Annotated in this window: 20 protein-coding genes and 1 tRNA gene; 10 read left to right on the forward strand and 11 right to left on the reverse strand. The window is 39.8% G+C overall.

From position 1 onward, the window contains the following. Positions 1-63 precede the first annotated feature (63 nt). The 8 genes from thrA to R8G66_10160 all read left to right on the forward strand — a co-directional run bounded on the left by thrA (position 64) and on the right by R8G66_10160 (position 9,655). Complete coding sequence (gene thrA / locus R8G66_10125) at positions 64-2,490, forward strand: bifunctional aspartate kinase/homoserine dehydrogenase I (GenBank protein ID MDW3192715.1); 2,427 nt, start codon at positions 64-66, stop codon at positions 2,488-2,490. A 2-nt stretch (positions 2,491-2,492) separates the two neighbouring features. Continuing rightward, positions 2,493-3,419 carry a homoserine kinase gene (locus R8G66_10130; GenBank protein ID MDW3192716.1) on the forward strand — a complete coding sequence of 309 codons (927 nt, stop codon included), beginning with the start codon at positions 2,493-2,495 and terminating at the stop codon, positions 3,417-3,419. Beyond that, on the forward strand, positions 3,419-4,699 hold the full coding sequence (gene thrC, locus R8G66_10135; GenBank protein ID MDW3192717.1) for a threonine synthase: 1,281 nt from the start codon (positions 3,419-3,421) through the stop codon (positions 4,697-4,699). Before R8G66_10130 ends, thrC begins: the two co-directional genes overlap by 1 nt. 56 nt (positions 4,700-4,755) lie before the next feature. Then, the gene (locus R8G66_10140; protein MDW3192718.1) at positions 4,756-5,214 is read left to right on the forward strand and encodes a hypothetical protein; all 459 of its coding nucleotides are present in this window, start codon (positions 4,756-4,758) and stop codon (positions 5,212-5,214) included. 155 nt (positions 5,215-5,369) lie between these two features. Further along, positions 5,370-5,519 (forward strand): hypothetical protein, encoded by a 150-nt coding sequence (locus R8G66_10145; protein ID MDW3192719.1) that lies wholly within the window; start codon positions 5,370-5,372, stop codon positions 5,517-5,519. A gap of 269 nt (positions 5,520-5,788) precedes the next feature. Then, positions 5,789-5,862 (forward strand) — tRNA-Arg (locus R8G66_10150). A gap of 717 nt (positions 5,863-6,579) precedes the next feature. Beyond that, entirely contained in the window at positions 6,580-7,692 is a 1,113-nt protein-coding gene (locus R8G66_10155; protein ID MDW3192720.1) for a hypothetical protein, read from the forward strand. 994 nt (positions 7,693-8,686) lie between these two features. Further along, entirely contained in the window at positions 8,687-9,655 is a 969-nt protein-coding gene (locus R8G66_10160) for a putative phage abortive infection protein (GenBank protein MDW3192721.1), read from the forward strand. A 176-nt stretch (positions 9,656-9,831) separates the two neighbouring features. Here the strand turns inward: R8G66_10160 and R8G66_10165 are convergent, their stop codons facing one another. Both R8G66_10165 and R8G66_10170 read right to left on the reverse strand, forming a co-directional pair. Next, the gene (locus R8G66_10165) at positions 9,832-10,335 is read right to left on the reverse strand and encodes a hypothetical protein (protein MDW3192722.1); all 504 of its coding nucleotides are present in this window, start codon (positions 10,333-10,335) and stop codon (positions 9,832-9,834) included. Positions 10,336-10,386: 51 nt separating this feature from the next. Then, positions 10,387-10,611, reverse strand: a complete 225-nt coding sequence (locus tag R8G66_10170) for a helix-turn-helix transcriptional regulator (GenBank protein ID MDW3192723.1) — start codon at positions 10,609-10,611, stop codon at positions 10,387-10,389. 134 nt (positions 10,612-10,745) lie between these two features. On the opposite strand from R8G66_10170, the gene R8G66_10175 reads away from it, so the two are divergent. Beyond that, the gene (locus R8G66_10175; protein MDW3192724.1) at positions 10,746-11,642 is read left to right on the forward strand and encodes a hypothetical protein; all 897 of its coding nucleotides are present in this window, start codon (positions 10,746-10,748) and stop codon (positions 11,640-11,642) included. A gap of 473 nt (positions 11,643-12,115) precedes the next feature. Here R8G66_10175 and R8G66_10180 read toward each other — a convergent pair whose 3' ends face one another. From R8G66_10180 to R8G66_10205, 6 genes are all read right to left on the reverse strand, one after another. Then, positions 12,116-12,883, reverse strand: a complete 768-nt coding sequence (locus R8G66_10180; GenBank protein ID MDW3192725.1) for a hypothetical protein — start codon at positions 12,881-12,883, stop codon at positions 12,116-12,118. A 165-nt stretch (positions 12,884-13,048) separates the two neighbouring features. Further along, complete coding sequence (locus R8G66_10185; protein MDW3192726.1) at positions 13,049-13,477, reverse strand: DUF3850 domain-containing protein; 429 nt, start codon at positions 13,475-13,477, stop codon at positions 13,049-13,051. After that, positions 13,470-15,521 (reverse strand): GNAT family N-acetyltransferase, encoded by a 2,052-nt coding sequence (locus tag R8G66_10190; protein MDW3192727.1) that lies wholly within the window; start codon positions 15,519-15,521, stop codon positions 13,470-13,472. The genes R8G66_10185 and R8G66_10190 overlap by 8 nt, the downstream gene beginning before the upstream one ends. Before the next feature lie 194 nt (positions 15,522-15,715). After that, positions 15,716-16,135 (reverse strand): hypothetical protein, encoded by a 420-nt coding sequence (locus tag R8G66_10195; protein ID MDW3192728.1) that lies wholly within the window; start codon positions 16,133-16,135, stop codon positions 15,716-15,718. A 1-nt stretch (position 16,136) separates the two neighbouring features. Then, complete coding sequence (locus R8G66_10200; GenBank protein ID MDW3192729.1) at positions 16,137-16,520, reverse strand: hypothetical protein; 384 nt, start codon at positions 16,518-16,520, stop codon at positions 16,137-16,139. Positions 16,521-17,034: 514 nt separating this feature from the next. Continuing rightward, complete coding sequence (locus R8G66_10205) at positions 17,035-17,250, reverse strand: helix-turn-helix transcriptional regulator (GenBank protein ID MDW3192730.1); 216 nt, start codon at positions 17,248-17,250, stop codon at positions 17,035-17,037. Positions 17,251-17,350: 100 nt separating this feature from the next. Here R8G66_10205 and R8G66_10210 point away from each other — a divergent pair, with 100 nt between their 5' ends. After that, a complete protein-coding gene (locus R8G66_10210; protein ID MDW3192731.1) occupies positions 17,351-17,668 on the forward strand; it encodes a hypothetical protein in 318 nt (105 codons plus the stop codon). A gap of 48 nt (positions 17,669-17,716) precedes the next feature. On the opposite strand, the gene R8G66_10215 is transcribed toward R8G66_10210, so the two are convergent. From R8G66_10215 to R8G66_10225, 3 genes are all read right to left on the reverse strand, one after another. Next, a complete protein-coding gene (locus R8G66_10215) occupies positions 17,717-18,418 on the reverse strand; it encodes an ATPase (GenBank protein MDW3192732.1) in 702 nt (233 codons plus the stop codon). Positions 18,419-18,450: 32 nt separating this feature from the next. Next, entirely contained in the window at positions 18,451-18,864 is a 414-nt protein-coding gene (locus R8G66_10220; protein MDW3192733.1) for a hypothetical protein, read from the reverse strand. Between the two features lie 111 nt (positions 18,865-18,975). Continuing rightward, positions 18,976-19,299 carry a helix-turn-helix domain-containing protein gene (locus R8G66_10225; GenBank protein MDW3192734.1) on the reverse strand — a complete coding sequence of 108 codons (324 nt, stop codon included), beginning with the start codon at positions 19,297-19,299 and terminating at the stop codon, positions 18,976-18,978. Positions 19,300-19,407: the final 108 nt, after the last annotated feature.

The following is a 19,407-nucleotide window of genomic DNA, read 5'->3' on the forward strand; positions in this document are numbered from 1 at the left end:
CCATATTAAGCAATAAAAAAATCAAAGCCTTTTACCCCAAAGGCCTTTCAAGGACTATTAAACATGAAAGTCTTAAAATTTGGCGGGACATCCGTAGGTTCCGTCAGTGCAATCAAACAAGTTGGCGAGATCATCGCTGATCAATCCAAAACAGATCAATTAGCGGTAGTTGTATCTGCATTCAGTGGTGTCACCAATCGATTGGAGGAACTCACAACAGAGGCTGCCGCTGGAAAGGACAGCTACCTTGAGATCATCGCTCAATTAGAAGCACAACATCTGGATGTATTCGAAACACTGGTGCCCGGTGGAAACGCTACGCCAATCGAAAAAGGTGTTAAACTGCTGAAAGAGGTTTGTCATGGGATTTCCTTATTACAAGAACTGACGACCAAGAGCAATGCTTACGTCATGAGTTTCGGTGAACGTATGTCCAGCTACATCATCTCTACTTACTTTGAAACATTCGTTTCCGTTGACCTCTATGACAGCCGGGATTTCATCATCGTCAATCCAGAGGTTGGCGAAACAGCAGTAGATTTTGAATTGAGTTTCAAGAAAATTAAAGAGATCAAAACAGAGTCCCGAGTACTCTTGTTTCCCGGATTCATCGCCTCTACCCTTGAAGGTGTAACCACTACGCTGGGGCGTGGAGGTTCCGATTATTCTGCGGCACTCTTAGCCAACTTCATGAATGCCACCGAATTGGAGATCTGGACTGACGTTAGTGGTCTGCTTACCGCTGATCCAAATCTGGTTCCCCAGGCGAAAGTCATCGAGCATATTTCATATGAAGAAGGCATGGAATTGTCACACTTCGGGGCCAAGGTCATCTATCCTCCTAGTATTCAGCCCGCCTTATCAAAAGACATTCCTATCCGTATCAAAAATACCTTTGCACCCGAGGATACTGGTACGCTGATCACCCGAGAGTGGGATGAGGATAAGGAACTGATCCGTGGAATCTCCAGTATTAAGAATGTTTCGCTGATCAATCTTACAGGTGCTGGCATGGTTGGAATACCCGAATTTTCCAATCGATTCTTCCAGGCACTTGCTGCTCAAAAAGTAAATGTTATTCTGATCACCCAAGCTTCAAGCGAGCATTCCATTTGTGCAGCGATTTCGGAATCAGAATTAAAGAAAGCTTTGAAGTCGTTGAAGAAGGAATTTGCCTATGAGATCCAAACAAACAAGATCAGTGAAATTGAAGTAGAAAAAGAACTTGCTATCCTCGCGTTAGTTGGATCTAATATGCGAAATCAGGTGGGTGTAAGTGGCCAAATGTTCCATGTTCTAGGCAAGAACGGTGTGAGCGTCAAAGCGATCGCTCAGGGATCTTCGGAACGGAACATTTCAGCAGTAATTCCACAAAAGAATCTCAAAAAAGCACTTAATGTATTGCATGAGAGTTTCTTCCTATCCTCACGAAAACGGATACACCTATTCATTATTGGTGTAGGTAATGTTGGGAAGGCTTTTATCAGTCAGGTGCAGCAGCAATACGATTACCTGTTAGCAGAGCACAACACCAAAGTGTTGATTGCAGGTATGGCGAATTCCAGGAAAATGATCTTTAAGGAGGAAGGAATCGACCTTGAAAACTGGGAGGATGCATTGGGTGAGGGTGAAGCTTTCCATGCGACAACATTTATGGATACCATGCACACGATGAATCTACGAAATAGTATTTTCATCGACATCACGGCCAATAGTGACATTGCCGGATTATACAACCACGCGTTGAAAAATAGTATTTCCGTAGTAACCCCCAATAAGATTGCGGCCACAAGTCCATGGGAGAACTATCAGGTCTTGCTTAATGCTGCAGCGAGGCACAACGTACACTACCTATTCGAAACCAATGTTTGCGCGGGACTTCCTGTTATTTCGACGTTAGGTGATCTGATCAGAAGCGGTGACAAGGTTCATAAAATTGCAGCCGTTCTGTCCGGCACCTTGAATTACCTGTTCAATACCTATGATGGGTCCCGGCAATTCGTTGAAATCATCAAAGAAGCCAAGGAGCTTGGATTGACGGAGCCCGACCCCCGACTGGACCTTTTCGGAGAAGATGTACGAAGAAAGATCTTGATTCTTGCTCGTCAAAGTGGCTATGCCTGGGAAATGGAAGATGTAAAGTTGGATTCCTTTCTGCCTGAAGCATGTCACGCCGCAGATACCATAGATGATTTCTATGAGGAAGTCACAAAAACAGAATCTCACTTCAAGACCCTCTATGAAGAAGCTGCTAGTGGTAGTAAAAAACTTAGAGTAGTTGCTTCTTTTACTCCGGAAGGCGCAAAAGTAGGACTTGAAGCAGTGGAAGAAAGTCACCCGTTTTATCACCTGGAAGGCATGGACAACATTGTCTTGTTCTTCACCAATCGATATCCCAAACAGCCTCTGGTTGTAAAAGGTGCTGGTGCTGGTGCAGATGTAACAGCTTCCGGCATATTTGCAGACATTCTAAAAGTCAGCCTGAATTGATCATGGATAGTATCAAAGTTTTTTCTCCAGCATCCGTCGCGAATGTCGCTTGTGGGTATGACATTTTCGGATTTGCGCTCTATGATATCGGTGATGAGATCACCCTTACCAAAAGGAACGACAGCAAATTGGTAATCACCAAAGTATCAGGAGCAGAACTTCCATTGAGTCCTGACAAGAACGTGGCTACAGTGGCTATTTCAAGTCTTTTGGAACGAATTCATTCCACTCAGGGGTTTGATATTGAAATCCACAAGAATGTAAACCCAGGAAGTGGCCTGGGTTCCAGTGCATCGAGTGCTGCCGGAGCGGCTTTTGCAGCAAATGCACTTTTGGGCAATCCTTTCACCAAATCCGAATTGATCCAAAATGCCATGGCTGGCGAAATCGTTGCCTCACAGTCTGCGCACGCGGATAATGTCTCACCTGCCATGTTGGGAGGTTTTACGATCGTAAGAAGTTGTGAGCCAGATGTTGATGTGTTTCAGATAGACTATCCTGAAGAATTGGTAATACTAATCGTATTTCCGCAAGTTCAGGTAAAGACCGCTGAAGCAAAACGCATGCTTGGTGATACCATTAGCCTGAACAAGGCCCGTGAACAGTGGGGAAATGTTGCAGGACTTACTGCCGGTTTAATGAAGAAAGACTGGGGGTTGATTGAACGATCTTTAGTGGATGTTGTAGCAGAACCTGTGCGTAAAAACCTAATCCCACACTATGAAGATGTAAAAGAGATTGCTCTGAAAAACGGCGCACTCGGGTTCAATATTTCAGGATCGGGGCCTAGCATGTTCAGCTTCTATCGCAACGAATCTGAGGCCAAAGCAGGAATTGACGAAATCCGAGACATTTATAATCGCCTAAGCATCGATTCTTTCTTTCATATTTCCAAAATCAATCCAAAAGGAACCCATATCATCGAATAATGCAGTTTTACAGCACCAATCGCCAATCACCATCCGTCGATTTCAAAACGGGAGTCATCAAAAGTTTACCTGCTGATAATGGGCTTTACTTCCCTTCGGAGATACCAAACATCCAGGAAACACTGACACGAAAAGATATCGGCCTTCATGAAATTGCTTTTGAAACATTAAAGTCATTTTGTACTCCGGACATTCCTGAAAACCGATTGCTGGAAATCGTTGAAGATGTCTTTTCCTTTGAACTACCAGTAGTTCCGGTCAGGGAAAATGTATTTAGCCTGGAGTTATTCCATGGCCCTACGTATGCTTTCAAAGATGTGGGGGCTCGATTTTTGGCCCGTTGCCTTGGTTACTTCAACGAAGGATCAAACAAAGAAGTCACCATATTGGTTGCGACTTCTGGTGATACGGGAGGAGCAGTGGCCGCCGGATTCTATAAAGTTCCTGGTGTAAAGGTGATCATCTTATACCCTTCAGGGAAAGTCAGTGAATTGCAGGAAAAACAGTTGACTACCTTAGGAGAAAACATCCATGCATTAGAAATAGATGGTACTTTCGACGATTGTCAAAAACTAGTCAAAGAAGCCTTTCTCGACGAACAATTGAATCAAAGCCTGAATTTATCTTCAGCAAATTCTATCAATATCGCACGCTGGATTCCACAATCCATATATTACTTATGGGCCTGTGCTCAACTAGCTGATCGTGAAAATCTGGTGTTTTCCATTCCCAGTGGAAACTACGGAAACCTTGCTGCAGGAATGCTTGCTTACAAAATGGGTGCACCTATTTCACGCTTTATTGCTTCGAGTAACGCGAATGATGTTGTTCCCCGATACTTGGTGAATGGAAAATATGAGCCGTTACCAACCGTGGCTACCTATTCGAACGCCATGGATGTAGGCAAACCCAGCAACTTCCCAAGGATGCTTGAACTATGTCATTCAGATTATTCTGCCATGACAAAATTGATTTCCGGATTTACCCTCAACGATTCACAAACCCTGGCCGCTATGAAAGCTTGTCTTGAGCAAAATGAATACCTGGCAGATCCTCACGGAGCTATTGGCTATCAAGCTCTGGAAGAAAAAATTCAACCCGATGAGACAGGAATCTTTCTTGAAACTGCACATCCATGCAAATTTCTGAATGTCGTGGAAAAAGTACAGCCCGCATATGAGCTTCCAGAATTCACCAAGGAGTTGATGAAAAAGCAGAAAGTAGCCGATCAAATGGATACTTCTTTTGAAAGATTCAAAGACTTTCTATTAAAAAACTAATAAGCAGTTTTGGGGGTATTGGCGTAACGCATTGACTTACAGGAAACGCCAAGGATATGAAGCTCTTCAAAACGCTTATTTTGCTTTGTACGATTTTCTTTCTGTTCTTTCTGATATCATGCTCGGAAGAAGGATTTGATCGTGAACTTACACGCGCTGAAATTCTTGCAGGTGAAGACGAAGAAGGGCGTAGTTATTTCATTTCCTCCGCAGAAATTGACCTGTTCGAGATCAATGGCACCATCATTTTAGATGAATGTATTACTGACAATACTATTCGATATTTCCCCGGCGGCCGCTATACTGAAAATGAAGGCAACACAACGTGTAACCCCACGGATCCTCCAGGCGATACAGGTACCTGGATCCTTAGTGTTGATGAAACGCAGCTTACCATTACCATTTTTGGAGAAACGAGCGTTTGGGACATTGTAAGCATCGATAATGATGGTCATCGAATCACCCGCACATCGCAAGACGGTCAAATCACCTTTGTATTTGACAGGTTTCTTTAAGGGTCTATATTAATCTCTCAGGTTTAATCCCCTACTTATTAGCTTTTTATACCCCATTTTGGGGCCTGGACTCATGAAAAATACCACTTTTCTGGTATTGTGACAGGCTGAGGTGATTTCTATCTTCGTAGTGAGGAATTAAAACTCGACCCGCCATGAACTACGAACACATTTCACTATTCCCGGATAATCCCTGGTTGTCATTAGCCATGGGTTTTGCCGCCTTATTGCTCTTCTTTTTCGCAGATAGATATGTCTATTCCACAAGAAGAACAATGACACATAAAAACGAATCAGAGTACTAATTATTCTTCTTCATAAAAATTAGGTTTAGGAAAAGGCTACCGCCAAGGGTGGCTTTTTTTATGCTATTTAGGGAAGGTCATTTGTCCAAGGTTGGTTTCTGCCGGGTAATCTTCTTTAAATTATGCGATAAAATCACTTTGCCATATTGAGATTCCCGTAAACGTATATATTTGCAATCCGTTTTTCAGCACTCGTAGTTCAATTGGACGGTTCGCCGACGCGAAGAATACCAGATTTAGTTTTGGGACAATTGTACGAGAGTGAAAAAGCACTCGTAGTTCAACTGGATAGAATACCAGATTTCGGCTCTGGGGGTTGAGGGTTCGAATCCTTCCGAGTGCACAAGTGAAGCCTCTCTATCGCGTATAGAGGGGCTTTTTGTTTAGGCTTGAAAAGAAAAGTCAAACATTTGTCAAACATTTCAATTTCGTAGCCCACTTTTACGAATAAAGATCGTCAATAAGAACGAGAATATAGACAGAGAGACTGATTAACCTCCAGCCACCAATTATAAGCCCTTCTGTCGTTACTTTTTAGACTAAAGTTGTCTATCCCAAAACCGTAAAGATCGTGACGTGGAGAGCCTGAATCAGCCCCACAATCGAAGTTAATTAAATCAGTACTGTTTATGTCCCATAAGCCCTACTAGAGTGTAGCACTTTCTAAGACAAAAACTCATATTCATAATAGTAAAACAAATCACATATACGTTATATGCATGAAAATTGAAAACACACGATTTCCCTGACTTTTGCAAACTAAATTTTACTTATTTTTCATTCAAAAAGTGCATTTCAAGCACGTATAGCAAGAAAATAAAGGTTTATAAAAGTTTTTTCTACGGAATTCGATTCCGTAATTTTGTGCAGCATTCGAACAACTACTTCAAAACAACAGAAGGAAAAAGCGATATGAGATGGCCCATGGAAGACATGGACTTTTCAAACTGAACAAGATCGGTTACTAATCAAAAAACGGTCCCAATCCGTGGGAAGAATTTGGGACCATTTGTTATACGTTCAATATCGACACACCCACAAGGCACTAAAACCCGTAAGCATGAGCACAAAATTACTTCAAGACCCGGCATCCACAAAACCTTTAGAAGATAAATATTCTGGATTAAAAGAATTAATTAGAGGATACAAACAAAAAATTGAAAGAAAACCAGAATTATCAAATTCATACACAGACAGTGAAAGCAATTTTCACTATCATTACCCCGATGGGACACCTTATTCCATTACTCCTCCAATAGAATCAGAAATTTTCAGCCCAGGAAACGACAAAATATCCATAACCGGCGCCTATTACACCGAATCGCAGCTAAAAAAAAGGAGAATTAAACGTATTCCTCAGATACTACCACCCAATGAGTATCCAGAAGAGCCATCCTATCACAAGCGGCCAGGCGACAACTGTGATTTCGTTTATACTATTTATCTGCCGCACGGCCATTTTCATATCAATATGAGGACGATCAAAGGCTACAAGGGCACTGACACCCATCCCTGCACAATCATTTTCTCTCCTGGCAGCCTACTTTTTGGAAATAACCTATATCTAAGAGATGAAAGGAGAATAAAGCAATGCACAAAGATCATTAAGGGGCTTCTTGGTATCAATTTTTTCGAATTAACAATAAAGAAATACGAGTATGATCCCGATAATTATGATGATTTCGAGCCTTCAGGGATGGAACTCGCCCTTAAGTACAATAAGATTTCACGTATTGATCAGGCGATTAACATTGAAACTTCCGATTCCATTGACGATTTCTTTAAATACGTTGAAACACCTCCACGATGGACTAAAGAGAGGCACCCTGATCATAACGACGGTTTTTACTTGTTTAACGCAAAATCATTAGAGTCAAGTCAAGTTTCAGTCTGTATCTACCAGAAACAACCAAACCTCATTAGGATCGAAGCCAGAATTATTCAAAAACCTAAAGGGGAACAATTCAACAGGGTACTTCGGTCATACATGGGTATTGAAAGAGACACCCGTATATTGATTCAAGGCGGCTTTGATAACCCAGCAAATAAAAGATTTCTGTTTGATAAGATTATCAAGCAATTATTCAAACCAGTAAAAAGGAAGTCGATAAAGTCTGAATGGTTCAAAAGGAAAACCCTTGTCTATGTGGAGGATAAATTAAATCCATATTAACTGCTAGAGGCTAGTGGACTATCACGTTATAAATAATATAATTTTACTCATTTAATTATCAACGACTTACAAGAATTTCATAGAGAATAAAATCATAAATAGTTATATCTGAAAATTTAAGGCTCGCCAGGGCCAAAGTAATCCCCAGTCAGGGGTCGGACGATAGTCCGAAACTGCAAGCGAAGCGCCGCATAACACCTTCTGATATTCATACAAAACAAAAGTGAGTCAACCCCCGAGGCACGAGGGGGTAAAAGAAGAACCCGAAGGGCGGGACGACAGTCCTGTATTGCAAGGCCGATAGGCCGCCGCGTAGTACCAACCAACAACCCAACTAAACTATCAATGCCCACAGCGTGCGCCTAAAACCCAAACAGAGAACTATGGAACAAAAATGATTAAAAAAGCAAGAATCAAGACCAACTAAATTTAATATACCTGTGGATAACTTTATTCAATGTTTTAATTCAAGGGTCAATCTGGCAATTTTAGCTAAAACGCTTAATATAACGGTTCCATTTGTATGTATAACTAACTAATAACCAGTGAATTATATAGTTATCCACACGCTATGGATTGATTTGTAGGTGTAAAACTATTTGTTTGGAAATTGCCCTTGGTATTGTCGAAATTTGGATAGACAGGAAAAAAGGTCCGGCTGATACCAAGACCTTTTGCAGAATCTTTTGTGTGACTCTATGTTTTTAGCAATTCAAAAGTAGTCACACCGAAGCAACGGCAAAAGCAATTTCGGACTTTCTTTTCATTTATGAAATGATTGTGGCCTAGGGTATCGGGGCTATGATCAATAAAGAAAGGAGGTATATCATGAAACGTAAGTTTCAGGATTCCCCTAGAACCCCATTCTGGCTCAAACCAGCAATCAAGGAATTGTTGCGTTGGGCCTTGTGGTTCTTTGAGGATCCATAACCGGTAAAACCATGGGGACGAAGGACCGTCCCCCTTTTTCAAACGTTCAGAATCATAATTCCCTATGAAAAAAACTACCCCCATTCAGAAGTTGTTTAGTGAAAAAGCAAGTTTGATTCTTGTCTTCCTTGGTATATTCTTGATCGCCCTGGGTCTTCTGCTGTTCCTATGGAATGAACTTCAACTATCGGCAACCGGGACAATCAATAAAGAGAAATTCGGCCAATTCGGTGATTTTATTGGGGGTCTGGTAGGATCAATATGGGCATTGGCCGGTGTTATTCTGTTCTACGTTGCTCTTACCGAACAGAGAAAAGACCTTAAAATCAATCAGGATGTCTTGAAACAACAGATCGCGGAGTTCAAACTACAGAGGCAAGAGCTTGAGGAAACTAGACAGGTATTCAACCTCCAAAAGTTTGACAATACCTTTTTCAACCTTCTGAAAGCCCAAAACGATATAGTAAACTCATTGTTTGTCGATACCATACGAACAAAGACATCAGGCTCAAAGAAAGATATTGAAGAAAAGACGCATGCCGGTAACAGATTCTTTGCCCGTGCTTTAGCAATCACTCAGGACTTTTATGAGCAGTTACCAAAATTTTCCAACACCGACCCCAATGACCTAAAGGCAAAATACCTGAATTATTTCAACAAGAAATACGAAGAAGGTATTGAGACACACAAGTTCGAACTGCTTAACAACTTCAATATCGATAAGAGTAAATCATGTCATGTGAAACTCGCATTTTTCCAATTTTACGTAGGGTTTAGGTCAGACTTCAAGAAACATCTATCTCACTTGTCTCAAATCCTGGAGTACCTAGACTACACTACGACCAACAATCCACAGTCGGACTTTTCTCAGTATCCGAAATTCCTAAAGGCACAACTGTCAGACCAGGAGAAGTTGATTATCTGGTTGGTAACAGAAATGGAAGGCATGAACCGATCAATGTTGCTGAAGTATGAAATCTTTAAAGGGATTGAGCCAAGTATTGACTTCCCAGAGTTGAATGACTTTAGTTAAAGTCAGGCCAACCAAATTAATTATCTGTCAAGCAAGTCCAATTTTCAAAAACTTGATCAGGGCCCCTCTTTCGATGATTTTAGATGGAGTGCCGTAATGAAAATATAGAATACTTAGTAAATGATTTCACTTTGTGGAGAAAACTAACATGGTAATTCTGAAAGAATGCTATCCCTTTACCATGTTTCCTTTTCTAGCTCCTCTATCATTTGATCCTCGGTATTGATGATATCTTCAATATTGGATGTCAATTCTATTAGAAATGAAAGTTTATAGGTTTTTGGGTTGTTGAATTGCCAACTTCTAGCAGTCCCATCAATAGTTGGCAATTCCCGATATTTTATTTTTCGATTATCACAGACAATGCTTATGTCATTTTCTATTTCAATCGGATCATGCCAAATACCGTGAATGAAGAAGTTTCTATCAGATTTAATGTTGCTTATTCTATTTAGGAGTTCCGTCATTCGCTCTTCTTGAAACGACTTAATTCGATTTACTTTTTTGATTAATTCAATAGTACCGTATAAGTTGTTATTTTCAGTAATTGTAGCAGCAATCAGCTCATCCTCTGCCCCAATCAGGTAGTTAAGTATTACACGCAACTTATACTCCATTATTGCGAAGTTTACGGAGAGTTTACCTAATTGGGCATAAAAACCCTTTTGGCGTTCATTCATTGAATCAATTCAAAATGTTTACTCAATTTTCAATTATACTATGTCCCTGAACTACAACTGCACTGAAATCTTAGACACAAAATCCGCTGGTTCAACTTCTAGGGCCGCACAAATCACAAACAGGCTTTTCACTGTAGGACTAATGATTCCCCTCTCAATCCTCGAAATGTATGACCGGTCAAGATCACAAAGATTCGCAAGTTTCTCCTGACTCATTCCTTTCTGTTTTCTTTCCTCTCTAAGGATATTTCCAAAGATCGTCGCGAGTTTATCCACGGGTGGCAAAATATTGCCATAGATAATTTTTAAATGAGGACTATAATCCTCATTTTTACTTTATGAGTAGATTAGTACGTTATCGCTAATAATCTACTTATAATGCTATTCTTAGCACAAAACCACATTCTATCATGAAAAGCACACTTTTAATTCTATTCAGTTTAACCGTACTAATTGAGTCTAAAGCTCAATTCCACTATGAAGGTCCGAAAAAAGATTTCTACGCGCTCAGTGACATGGAGAAAGCTCCATCTTTAGGAGGTAACAAAATGGGATTCCAATTGGCTGAAAAAATTTTCAAGCTCATTGATATTGGGCTGCAAAATCCCAGCGTATCAAATAATCACAAATTCCAGAAAGAACAAATCCTTTATTTCTATCGAACTTACAGTCCTCCGACACATGCCTCAACAAACCCTCAGTATGGAGAATCCAATGTTCTTAAAGAAGGTGACATTCTGGAAGACAGTTATATTCAGTTCACCGCCCAATTATACTTTGACCAAAATCAACGTTTGATTCTAAAGGATAGCATAGAGATCATTTTTCATAAATACAAAGAGCGTGGAACGAAAATGTTAGACCCGCTTTCCATGGTATTTCCTGTTTCGGAAAACCTAAGAAATCAGCTCTCATTATTTCAACTCCAATCCAAACCAAAGCTTTTGACAAACCATGGAGGGCAAAGCAGGTATACTACGGTTTCCTTTACTGCCCCCATTGACTTTATCCGGGAAAAATCACGATATGGCGATCCCATAACTGACGCAACCTGTGTTGTAAGAATAAAAAAGGGAATACCTTCATTGAATATAAAAGTAATGAGCAATCGGATTGGCAAAACCCAAGTCGAATCCCTGGTGAAAATGTATCTAAGCAATCATGAAGACCTTGAATCGTTAGACAAGAAGAAGTTGCTAATAGCTTATGAACAAGTTTTTATTGGGATTAGGTACCACAAACACTATGAATCAGGCCCAAAAAAGTACGGTGAAAGGGTGTATATACATTCAGTAAGAGAAGAGTGAATTCGAACTAATTTCCACGTTCCGTTAATCAATAGGGAACTCGTCATAGCTTCTCCGAATTAAAGATTCACCTACAATCTCAAGAATCAATATATACCTTACTTATATACAAAAAATGCTAAACAAATCGACTGTTCAAAATAAGACTTTCTCAGCTCCAAGATGCTCAAAAGTTACACAGATGATTGTGGACGAATTAGGTGAACTATTGGACCAAATCGAAATCAACAGGTTCCGACGAATTCTAACGATGCTTTCAATAGAATTTGTGAATAAGTCAGATTTTCCAGAAGAATTCAGGGTATACCTCAAAGAACTTATTACGATCCTCCAATTTCTTGAGATCGTAGAAATCGAAGTAAGTGACAGATCGCACAATTAGCATTTCAGAGATTGATTCTGCTAGAATTGCCCAAGGCCGGGTGCATATAGTACTTTGCAAGATTGTTTTAGGCCACTATCACCAGGAAACCTTACGATTCTTCTGTTTGTAATTCAGGTACGGATATTTTAACAACACTTTTTAAAAAACCATCTGAACCTTTTACCGGTAGAATCGTCACTTCTTGATTGTATGAATTCTGGTCAATATCAAGAAACAATATTTCAAGTTTCAGCTTATACCGTTCTTGGATTTTCACTCCTGAATGCCATGTGAAGCGACAGCTGAATCCAGTCCCTACAGAAAGCAAGTTTCTATTAAATTCCTTATACCCCAAGGACCCTAATTTCTTATCATAACTGAAAGCTACCGGTATTAAAGGATTTATTGTGACTTTTAGATCAAAAGTAAAGTTATCGGAAGTAACATTTGGCGATTTCAATGTTAATGAAGGCATAATATCCCTTTTCCTTCTATCTCTTTCATTCTTAATTTGAATGTCGAGAAGTTCAGTTGATTTGGCTTGAGCTTTGGCTGTCTTAGAAAGCTCGTCTCTAGTAAGCTCTAATTCCTTTCTAGTTAACGCCAATTCCTCCTTCTGCAGGCTCAATACTTCCTTCTGGTCACGCAATATTTCTTTTTGATCAGCTAGTTCTTGTTGTTGAATGAAAGTACCGTAGATCAACAGGGCAAAGGCCAAGCCAGTGAAAAGTGAGTTAGCCACGCCAAAAGAATCACCCAATGTTCCAGGGTTCTCGACTTCTGGAAAAAACCCATAAAAGGAAAATGTAATAATAGCAGTTAATACCCAAAGGCATAAGACAATTATTATCAAATGTGGGATTTTCAGTCTCTTCATTGGGAGGCATTGGAAGTCGGAGTATCAAGATATAAGAGTCATAAACTGATTCCATCCGAAATACTCGTCTTGCTCAAATTAAATATAGTACTTAACTAGATAATATAAAATCCCACAAATGAAGGTAATGGAACTACAACATAGTTAATGGAAAGGACCCAAGCTTTAAGCAGAGAAGTGGCTGAATTTCCTAAGAAAGTCAAATTTCGAAAGATATCTATATGATTGGGGTGGAGCAAATGATGGAAAGGTAGACTTGATATCTGATAATGACACAGTTTTTTTGAACTCTACTACATCTTTCAACAGGATTCCAATCGCTCGATTAGAATTTTGATAATAGTCAAAGTACAATTCTTCACCTATGCCTGCTGTTTCCTGGTACTCGGACCATATGTTTGCTGGAGTATCCTCAATTAATCCCTTTACCCTTCCTATCCCCTTTACCATTTTTTCAGGAGAAGTAACATAGAACAAAATCAAATCACCTTCGCTGACTTTAGGTGATGTCTTCCTAAGTTCAATTGACTTGTTACCACTGAATATTCTTTCAGCAAATTGTGGCTTGATGGATATAAGAAGAATCTTACTCATGCACCATTATTTCTTGATTAAACCCCATTCGATATAATTCAATAAATATATCATTACTGATCCTAACTGGCGATTGAAATGTGTAATGTTTTCCTGTAGCGCTATTGATTAGACCTTGTACCTCGCTAAGATTGATTGCATTTGGAAATAACTCAGTATCCGCAAATTTGATTGCCATTATCTCCTTTCTATGATCCTTATTCGTCAGCCTCTCAATATCTCTCCATTCATAAATACCCAATCTCTTATATCTCATAAACAAGGTTTTGGCTTCATCAATATCCACATTCTCAATGAATGAAGAACCTACAATACACTTCTTTCTTTGTGCTCTATCGTCGTTGCTAATATACCAGAGTATTCGACCTACTCCCGTGATTATCCTTGGATTAGCACTTCTGTAGTAGACATTTTCCTTATTCCATGACAATTCTGGTCTAGCGCTAAAAAGTGAAGCGCCCGCAGAAAAATGATCGAATAGTTGTGCAGCCCAATATGGCTTGATAGGAACTATAAAGCAGTCAACTTCATTGCTACTCAATTTTACAGGAAATAGAACTCTTTCAATTTTGGGATGGAAAGTCATATCCTTCAAAATCAACCCATTCTCCACTATGATATTTTCTTGCTCAATTTGCTGAATGAGACTCAAATCATTATAAATACCACATACTAGGTCTCTTCTCCAGGTGTTATTCACTTTCTGAAATTGAAAAGACCTAATGATAGATATCTGATTATCATTTAGATACTTTTCCAGTATTAAGATTGTTCCTTTTTTACTTGATACCGCCCTTCTTATTGTGTAAGTCAACAATTGTTGCATGAGTGTATCTGAAAGGTAGTGATTACCCACCCTCAGTACCTCAACTATCAATTCCTTTTCTTTTTCAATAAGGCCAATTAATCCAAAAAATGTTCTTTCATGCTTTACAACTTTAAGGTGGGCATTACCATTTGAAACAAGTTTGGAAACCGAACTTTTAAAATCTGTTTTTTTCTCTGCCTCGCTGTTTTTCAAAAATTCATCAACAGCCATATTCAATTCCTTCGAGTGAACTAATCCAAATTCATAGCTAGTTCCAGCTAATCGAGCAGGCTGATAATTAGAGGAATTTATTAAGCTATCTATTTCTATTAAGAATTCATCAGGAGACATTATGTATATCCCATACTTATCAAAAAGTTGATCCTTCAATTTCTGAATTTCTCTATCCTGAGTAAGAAAGTAGCTACATCCTGAAGATACAGCCTCTCCTATTTGTCTAAGGTCGGCCTTGTCATTTTCATTTTTACAATCTTTTATTGAGTTCAAGAACGTCAATACTGAATCGTATTCACTTGGTTTGAATTTCGTTCTCTTGAAATTCCTTTTAATGAAAGCTCTTGTTTTCTCTCTCCTCTCAGTATTAGGATCAGCATCAATTTCCAAATACATTTCATTGGCGAAATAATAATCTACATCATCTATCAACCAATCAGATAATAATGCCTTGACGAACGGCTTGCCTTCTGTTTCGTCTCGCAGATCAATAACGATATTAGCGTCGATTAGGGCTTTCTGTTTTCCTGATTCAATATCCTCCGAAAACAAGGTCGGCGCATTAAAATCCAACCACCAAAGTGAAAGATTTGAATCCCTTTTCCCTCTACCTCTCTTGGTTTTAATTGGTTTGAATCCTAGTCTCTTCCAGACTCTTTTTGCATTGAAATAATCATCTCTGCAATTGAGACCAAATCCCCTCAATTGTGGCTCGTATTTATTACGCAAGTTTCGGATTAACTCATTAGCTACACCCTTTCCCCGACAATCATCATTTACGCATAGGTGAGTAATACTTAAGCTATTGCTCTTTTGAACAACCCTGAACATTATGTAGCCTAGAAGCGATTCTCCCTCATGGCAGATCAAAATCCATTTCTTCTTTGCAACAGCTTTGAAGGCTTCTCGTGTGAAATGCCCGAGTGTCGATGAATTGCGATCGCCAAGTTCAATCACTTTCTGTAAAAAACCATCCCTATGATCTATGTACTTGAATCTCATCCTTTGCCGAAAACATTCGTGAACCTGAGCCAAGTTACTATTTATCACATCTACCTCAAAGTATAGTGTTTAATTGTCATTGAAAATTTGGACTATCCTCAAAGTGGGTTCTAATTTGATTTTGACTAAGTTTTACTTCCCACTTCAGACTGGACCTAAGCTTAAAGTGTGATTGTGATTTGGAGAGGAACTACCTATTTAAATGATTTGATTGTATTTACATATTTCTTTTCTAATTTCTCCCACTTATCTATCAAATCTAAACCTGCCTTAGACTCTAAAAATTCATCAAGGTCTTCACCTCTTATCATTGCCATATGAATTGCTTCAGAGTAGTAGACTGGTACTTGATACTCAATGTACGGCGTGGTTTCATTTCGCTTCAAAGCCTGATCAATTTCACTACGGCGTAGATAGTGTTTATCAATATCTGGATACTTATGTAGGGTTAAAAATCCTTTCTCAATCCATCCGTAAATAGTTGACCTGCTCACGTTGGCATAAATTGCGGCTTCTGACTTCATCAGATATTCCTTTTCATGGATCGGAACCCCTATTTGTTTCTCCTTGACTTCCACATAGGTCATTACAGAACCTCTTGAGATTTCACTCATATTACCTTAAGTTATTTAGTCTTTCAGTGTAAGCATCAAGCTGTTCCTGAGAGTAAGATTTCGCGTAATGCTTCTTTATCACATCAATTGATGTATCGGTTATACTAGCGATGATATCATGCGGTACACCTGCAATAACCAACTGTGAAATGAAAGTCTTTCTACCAACCTTGGAAGTCAGTTTTTTAAATAGAGGGGTTGGACCTTCTTTAACAATGACCATTCGATTTAATTCCAGTTTCTCGCCAATTATTTGTAGCCGCTTATTCATCTTCTGCCCTGTAATATCTGGTGGAAATTCGTTATTCCAACGCTCTAGCACTTGATTGAAGATGTTTAGACGCCTTATGCGATGCACATTCCCTGTTTTGTTTTCGATCAGCATCAAGTGAGTATCATCGTATACAACGGGTGATTACACCTTCCTAGCAAGCAACCTTGAACATGGCTTTCTACCGCCTAATTTGGCTGCATTAATGGAGTATGACATTCCCTCCTCCGCAATTAGAAAACTAAGCAATATCTTAAATTCAGGTCGAGCACCAGAAGTACTGGTTCAATTCATAAGTGGAATGAACAATGAACAACTCAAAAAACATGGCTTAATCGATTACGAAATAAATAAAATAAGAAATGCACTTTAATACACCATAGACATTTTCAGGTCACATGCCAGCCCCTCAGCCAAAGCTGCCAAAGAGTGTGGCTGAGGAATTCTGCAATTGGCGGCTAACAAAAATCCAATAAGTGCTGAAATCCATAGTCTAACGGAGGTATTTGCCAAGGTTCGTAGGATAGCTTTCTCGATACTTACAGATGTCCAGCTTACGGATTTTAACGCGTCTTTAACCTTGACCTACCTACTAGAAGCTTCTTAACTCCTTCGCTTTCTCGACCAACTAAAAATCAACGACCTCCGGTAACGAAACACCTAAAGCCTTTGCCACTTCATACAAACTGTAAAGCGTCGGGTTCACCTTTCTATTCTCCAACTTTTCAATTGCTTGACGGTCTTTGCCACAAGCCCTGGCTAGATCAGATTGACTCCATCCTTTTTCTGTTCTTAGCTCAATGATTCGTTGACCGATTTTGGTTTTTAGCTCGTCTTTAGTCACGAATCAAATGTCAACGAACAATACGACAATAGTGTCATATAAAAGTTTGACAAATGATATTTGATATTTATGTTTGTCATATAGTTAATTGACATTCTGTATGAGCCTGCTAACCAAAACAATCCACATCCCTGAGTCTTATCCCATCACTGAGCCGATGATCCTGGAGTTGGTGGAGCTACTTGAAGGGGGTGATCTTAAGACGATGAGCAGAATAATTCGGATGCTTACTTTCTATTATTTGAATCGGGAGCACCAGGAGCTTAGTGCAGAGTTTCAGGTCTTCATGAAGGAACTACCGGCGTTGTTTGATTTTCTGGATGTGGTGGAGGATGAGTTGGAACATATAAATTCTGGCCTAGGACCGAGCGCAAAAGAGATTCCCGACGCTGATTTTATATCATCAAATGGAGAATAGTTAATGCAACAGCTGGGAATGACGCTCGGAATTCTTTCGTTGCTAAGGTCAGTGTCTCTTATCCCGCCCATTCTCATATCCAACCAAGTTCATCATTTCCCGGACTCTGCTTCTGACTCTGTTACCGTATAGTTCTTCGATCTCGTTGCTGTTGAGATTGGTGGTCAAGTGTGTGAGCATACCCTGAGAAATGAAGAGGTCATATCTGGAGAGTAGGATCTCTGACATCACGTTGCACTCATTACCAAAGTACTTCAAAGTGTCTTCGGCTCCCAGGTCATCGAAGCAAAAGGTCTTGGGTTGCCACTCCATGTTGTTGTGTCCGAAGGACTGATCACTGTACCGCTGGATTACTTTGTAGCCTTCCTGGATGAATTCAAATGAGACCTTTCTGCAAGATACCATAGTGTGATGGTTGTAAGCTGCTGTGATGAATCGGAAGAGGTTCATGAGGGATGTTTTGCCACAACCGATAGGGCCGGTCAATAGGATGCCTTTTCTGAAGCTAATGCCCAGCTGTTTCGCATTGTCCTCGTCTTTCATGAAATATACCAGGAGCTTGAATATTACTTCGTGATCTTCTTCAACGATGCGGAAGTGGTCGCCGTAAAATCGCTTTCCGGAATGCTCAAGAACGGAGAGGCATTCGGAAAATGGGAACTTATCAGAGTTAAAGCGCTGGGCGTCCTGGCCCGCAGGCTTTCGCTTTATTTTATGAATACTGGTTTTGCCCATTTCTAAAAGTTCCATTCACTGTGACCATTGCCGCTGGAAAATTGGTATCAAAGAGGTTCATTGTAATTTTTATTTTGGGAGACATTTTTGTTTACCTGTTTATTATGTTTATACTGTTTATATATAGGTCCATTTACCTTTCCCACTACCTGTACAGTACCTTTCCCAAATGTGTACAGGTAAACCTGGCTTCCGCGATGTGGATTAAAGGATGGATCATACTTAATGTATTGCCACGTGTGGAGGTCCTTCAAACACTTGGTGTAAGTGGTCTTAGATCCGATCTTGGAAGCCTTCATGATATCCTCTCGAATGATAGTAAAAGGGTTCTGGAATCTGTTGAGATTCCAGAACTGAAAGAGGGCCATGTACAATGACATATGAACGGCACTTAGCCTCCGGTCCTCATAGGACTTTTCGAACCAGCCATTGAGATGTGCGATGTAATTGACATTACTCATACTGACATCCTAAACATCTATTGAGCTTATTAGAGCGCCAAAGAGATACCAGGGACAAAATGGTCCTATGAAAAATATGAGGACCATTTTTCCGGTATGACGCTCTAAGTATTAAGCGTGATTGTACTTGTTGTTATCGATCATGTCGATGATGTCCTGGTATTCGTAAAAGATGATCCCTTGCACTTTGGTGTAGGGCAGATGTCCGTTCACTCGTAGGTTCTGTAATGAGCCTGCTGAGATCTTTAGCATCTTGCGTACTTCTGAAGACTTTAACCATTGCCGTTTTGGACCTTCATCTGCGTTCTGAATCAATGAGTGTAATTCTCCTAATAGTTCTGTTTTGAATTCACGGAGATCTTCTTTAGTGATGATTTGATCACGAGAGACGCCTGTTTTCAGCGGAGTTCTCGAAACGATGTTTTCTGTAGCCATAAGAAACGTTTATTTGTTTTTGTTTTCAATGGCTCAAATATGAAAGGGGTTTTCAACTTTTATTCACAAGTGGGAATGAGGTGGGAACGGATTTTTTTGAATTTTCTT

The organism is Cytophagales bacterium, from assembly GCA_033344775.1.
Taxonomy (GTDB): domain Bacteria; phylum Bacteroidota; class Bacteroidia; order Cytophagales; family Cyclobacteriaceae; genus JAWPMT01.

What these genes read in the sequence shown, in the direction of transcription:
- R8G66_10155 (MDW3192720.1), top strand. Translation starts at nt 6,580, where the DNA reads ATGAGCACAAAATTACTTCAAGACCCGGCATCCACAAAACCTTTAGAA.
- R8G66_10130 (MDW3192716.1), top strand. Translation starts at nt 2,493, where the DNA reads ATGGATAGTATCAAAGTTTTTTCTCCAGCATCCGTCGCGAATGTCGCT.
- thrA (MDW3192715.1), top strand. Translation starts at nt 64, where the DNA reads ATGAAAGTCTTAAAATTTGGCGGGACATCCGTAGGTTCCGTCAGTGCA.
- R8G66_10225 (MDW3192734.1), bottom strand. Translation starts at nt 19,299, where the DNA reads ATGGCTACAGAAAACATCGTTTCGAGAACTCCGCTGAAAACAGGCGTC.
- R8G66_10145 (MDW3192719.1), top strand. Translation starts at nt 5,370, where the DNA reads ATGAACTACGAACACATTTCACTATTCCCGGATAATCCCTGGTTGTCA.
- R8G66_10220 (MDW3192733.1), bottom strand. Translation starts at nt 18,864, where the DNA reads ATGAGTAATGTCAATTACATCGCACATCTCAATGGCTGGTTCGAAAAG.
- R8G66_10180 (MDW3192725.1), bottom strand. Translation starts at nt 12,883, where the DNA reads ATGAAGAGACTGAAAATCCCACATTTGATAATAATTGTCTTATGCCTT.
- R8G66_10215 (MDW3192732.1), bottom strand. Translation starts at nt 18,418, where the DNA reads ATGGAACTTTTAGAAATGGGCAAAACCAGTATTCATAAAATAAAGCGA.
- thrC (MDW3192717.1), top strand. Translation starts at nt 3,419, where the DNA reads ATGCAGTTTTACAGCACCAATCGCCAATCACCATCCGTCGATTTCAAA.
- R8G66_10185 (MDW3192726.1), bottom strand. Translation starts at nt 13,477, where the DNA reads ATGAGTAAGATTCTTCTTATATCCATCAAGCCACAATTTGCTGAAAGA.
- R8G66_10140 (MDW3192718.1), top strand. Translation starts at nt 4,756, where the DNA reads ATGAAGCTCTTCAAAACGCTTATTTTGCTTTGTACGATTTTCTTTCTG.
- R8G66_10200 (MDW3192729.1), bottom strand. Translation starts at nt 16,520, where the DNA reads ATGCTGATCGAAAACAAAACAGGGAATGTGCATCGCATAAGGCGTCTA.
- R8G66_10210 (MDW3192731.1), top strand. Translation starts at nt 17,351, where the DNA reads ATGAGCCTGCTAACCAAAACAATCCACATCCCTGAGTCTTATCCCATC.
- R8G66_10175 (MDW3192724.1), top strand. Translation starts at nt 10,746, where the DNA reads ATGAAAAGCACACTTTTAATTCTATTCAGTTTAACCGTACTAATTGAG.
- R8G66_10195 (MDW3192728.1), bottom strand. Translation starts at nt 16,135, where the DNA reads ATGAGTGAAATCTCAAGAGGTTCTGTAATGACCTATGTGGAAGTCAAG.
- R8G66_10160 (MDW3192721.1), top strand. Translation starts at nt 8,687, where the DNA reads ATGAAAAAAACTACCCCCATTCAGAAGTTGTTTAGTGAAAAAGCAAGT.
- R8G66_10165 (MDW3192722.1), bottom strand. Translation starts at nt 10,335, where the DNA reads ATGAATGAACGCCAAAAGGGTTTTTATGCCCAATTAGGTAAACTCTCC.
- R8G66_10190 (MDW3192727.1), bottom strand. Translation starts at nt 15,521, where the DNA reads ATGAGATTCAAGTACATAGATCATAGGGATGGTTTTTTACAGAAAGTG.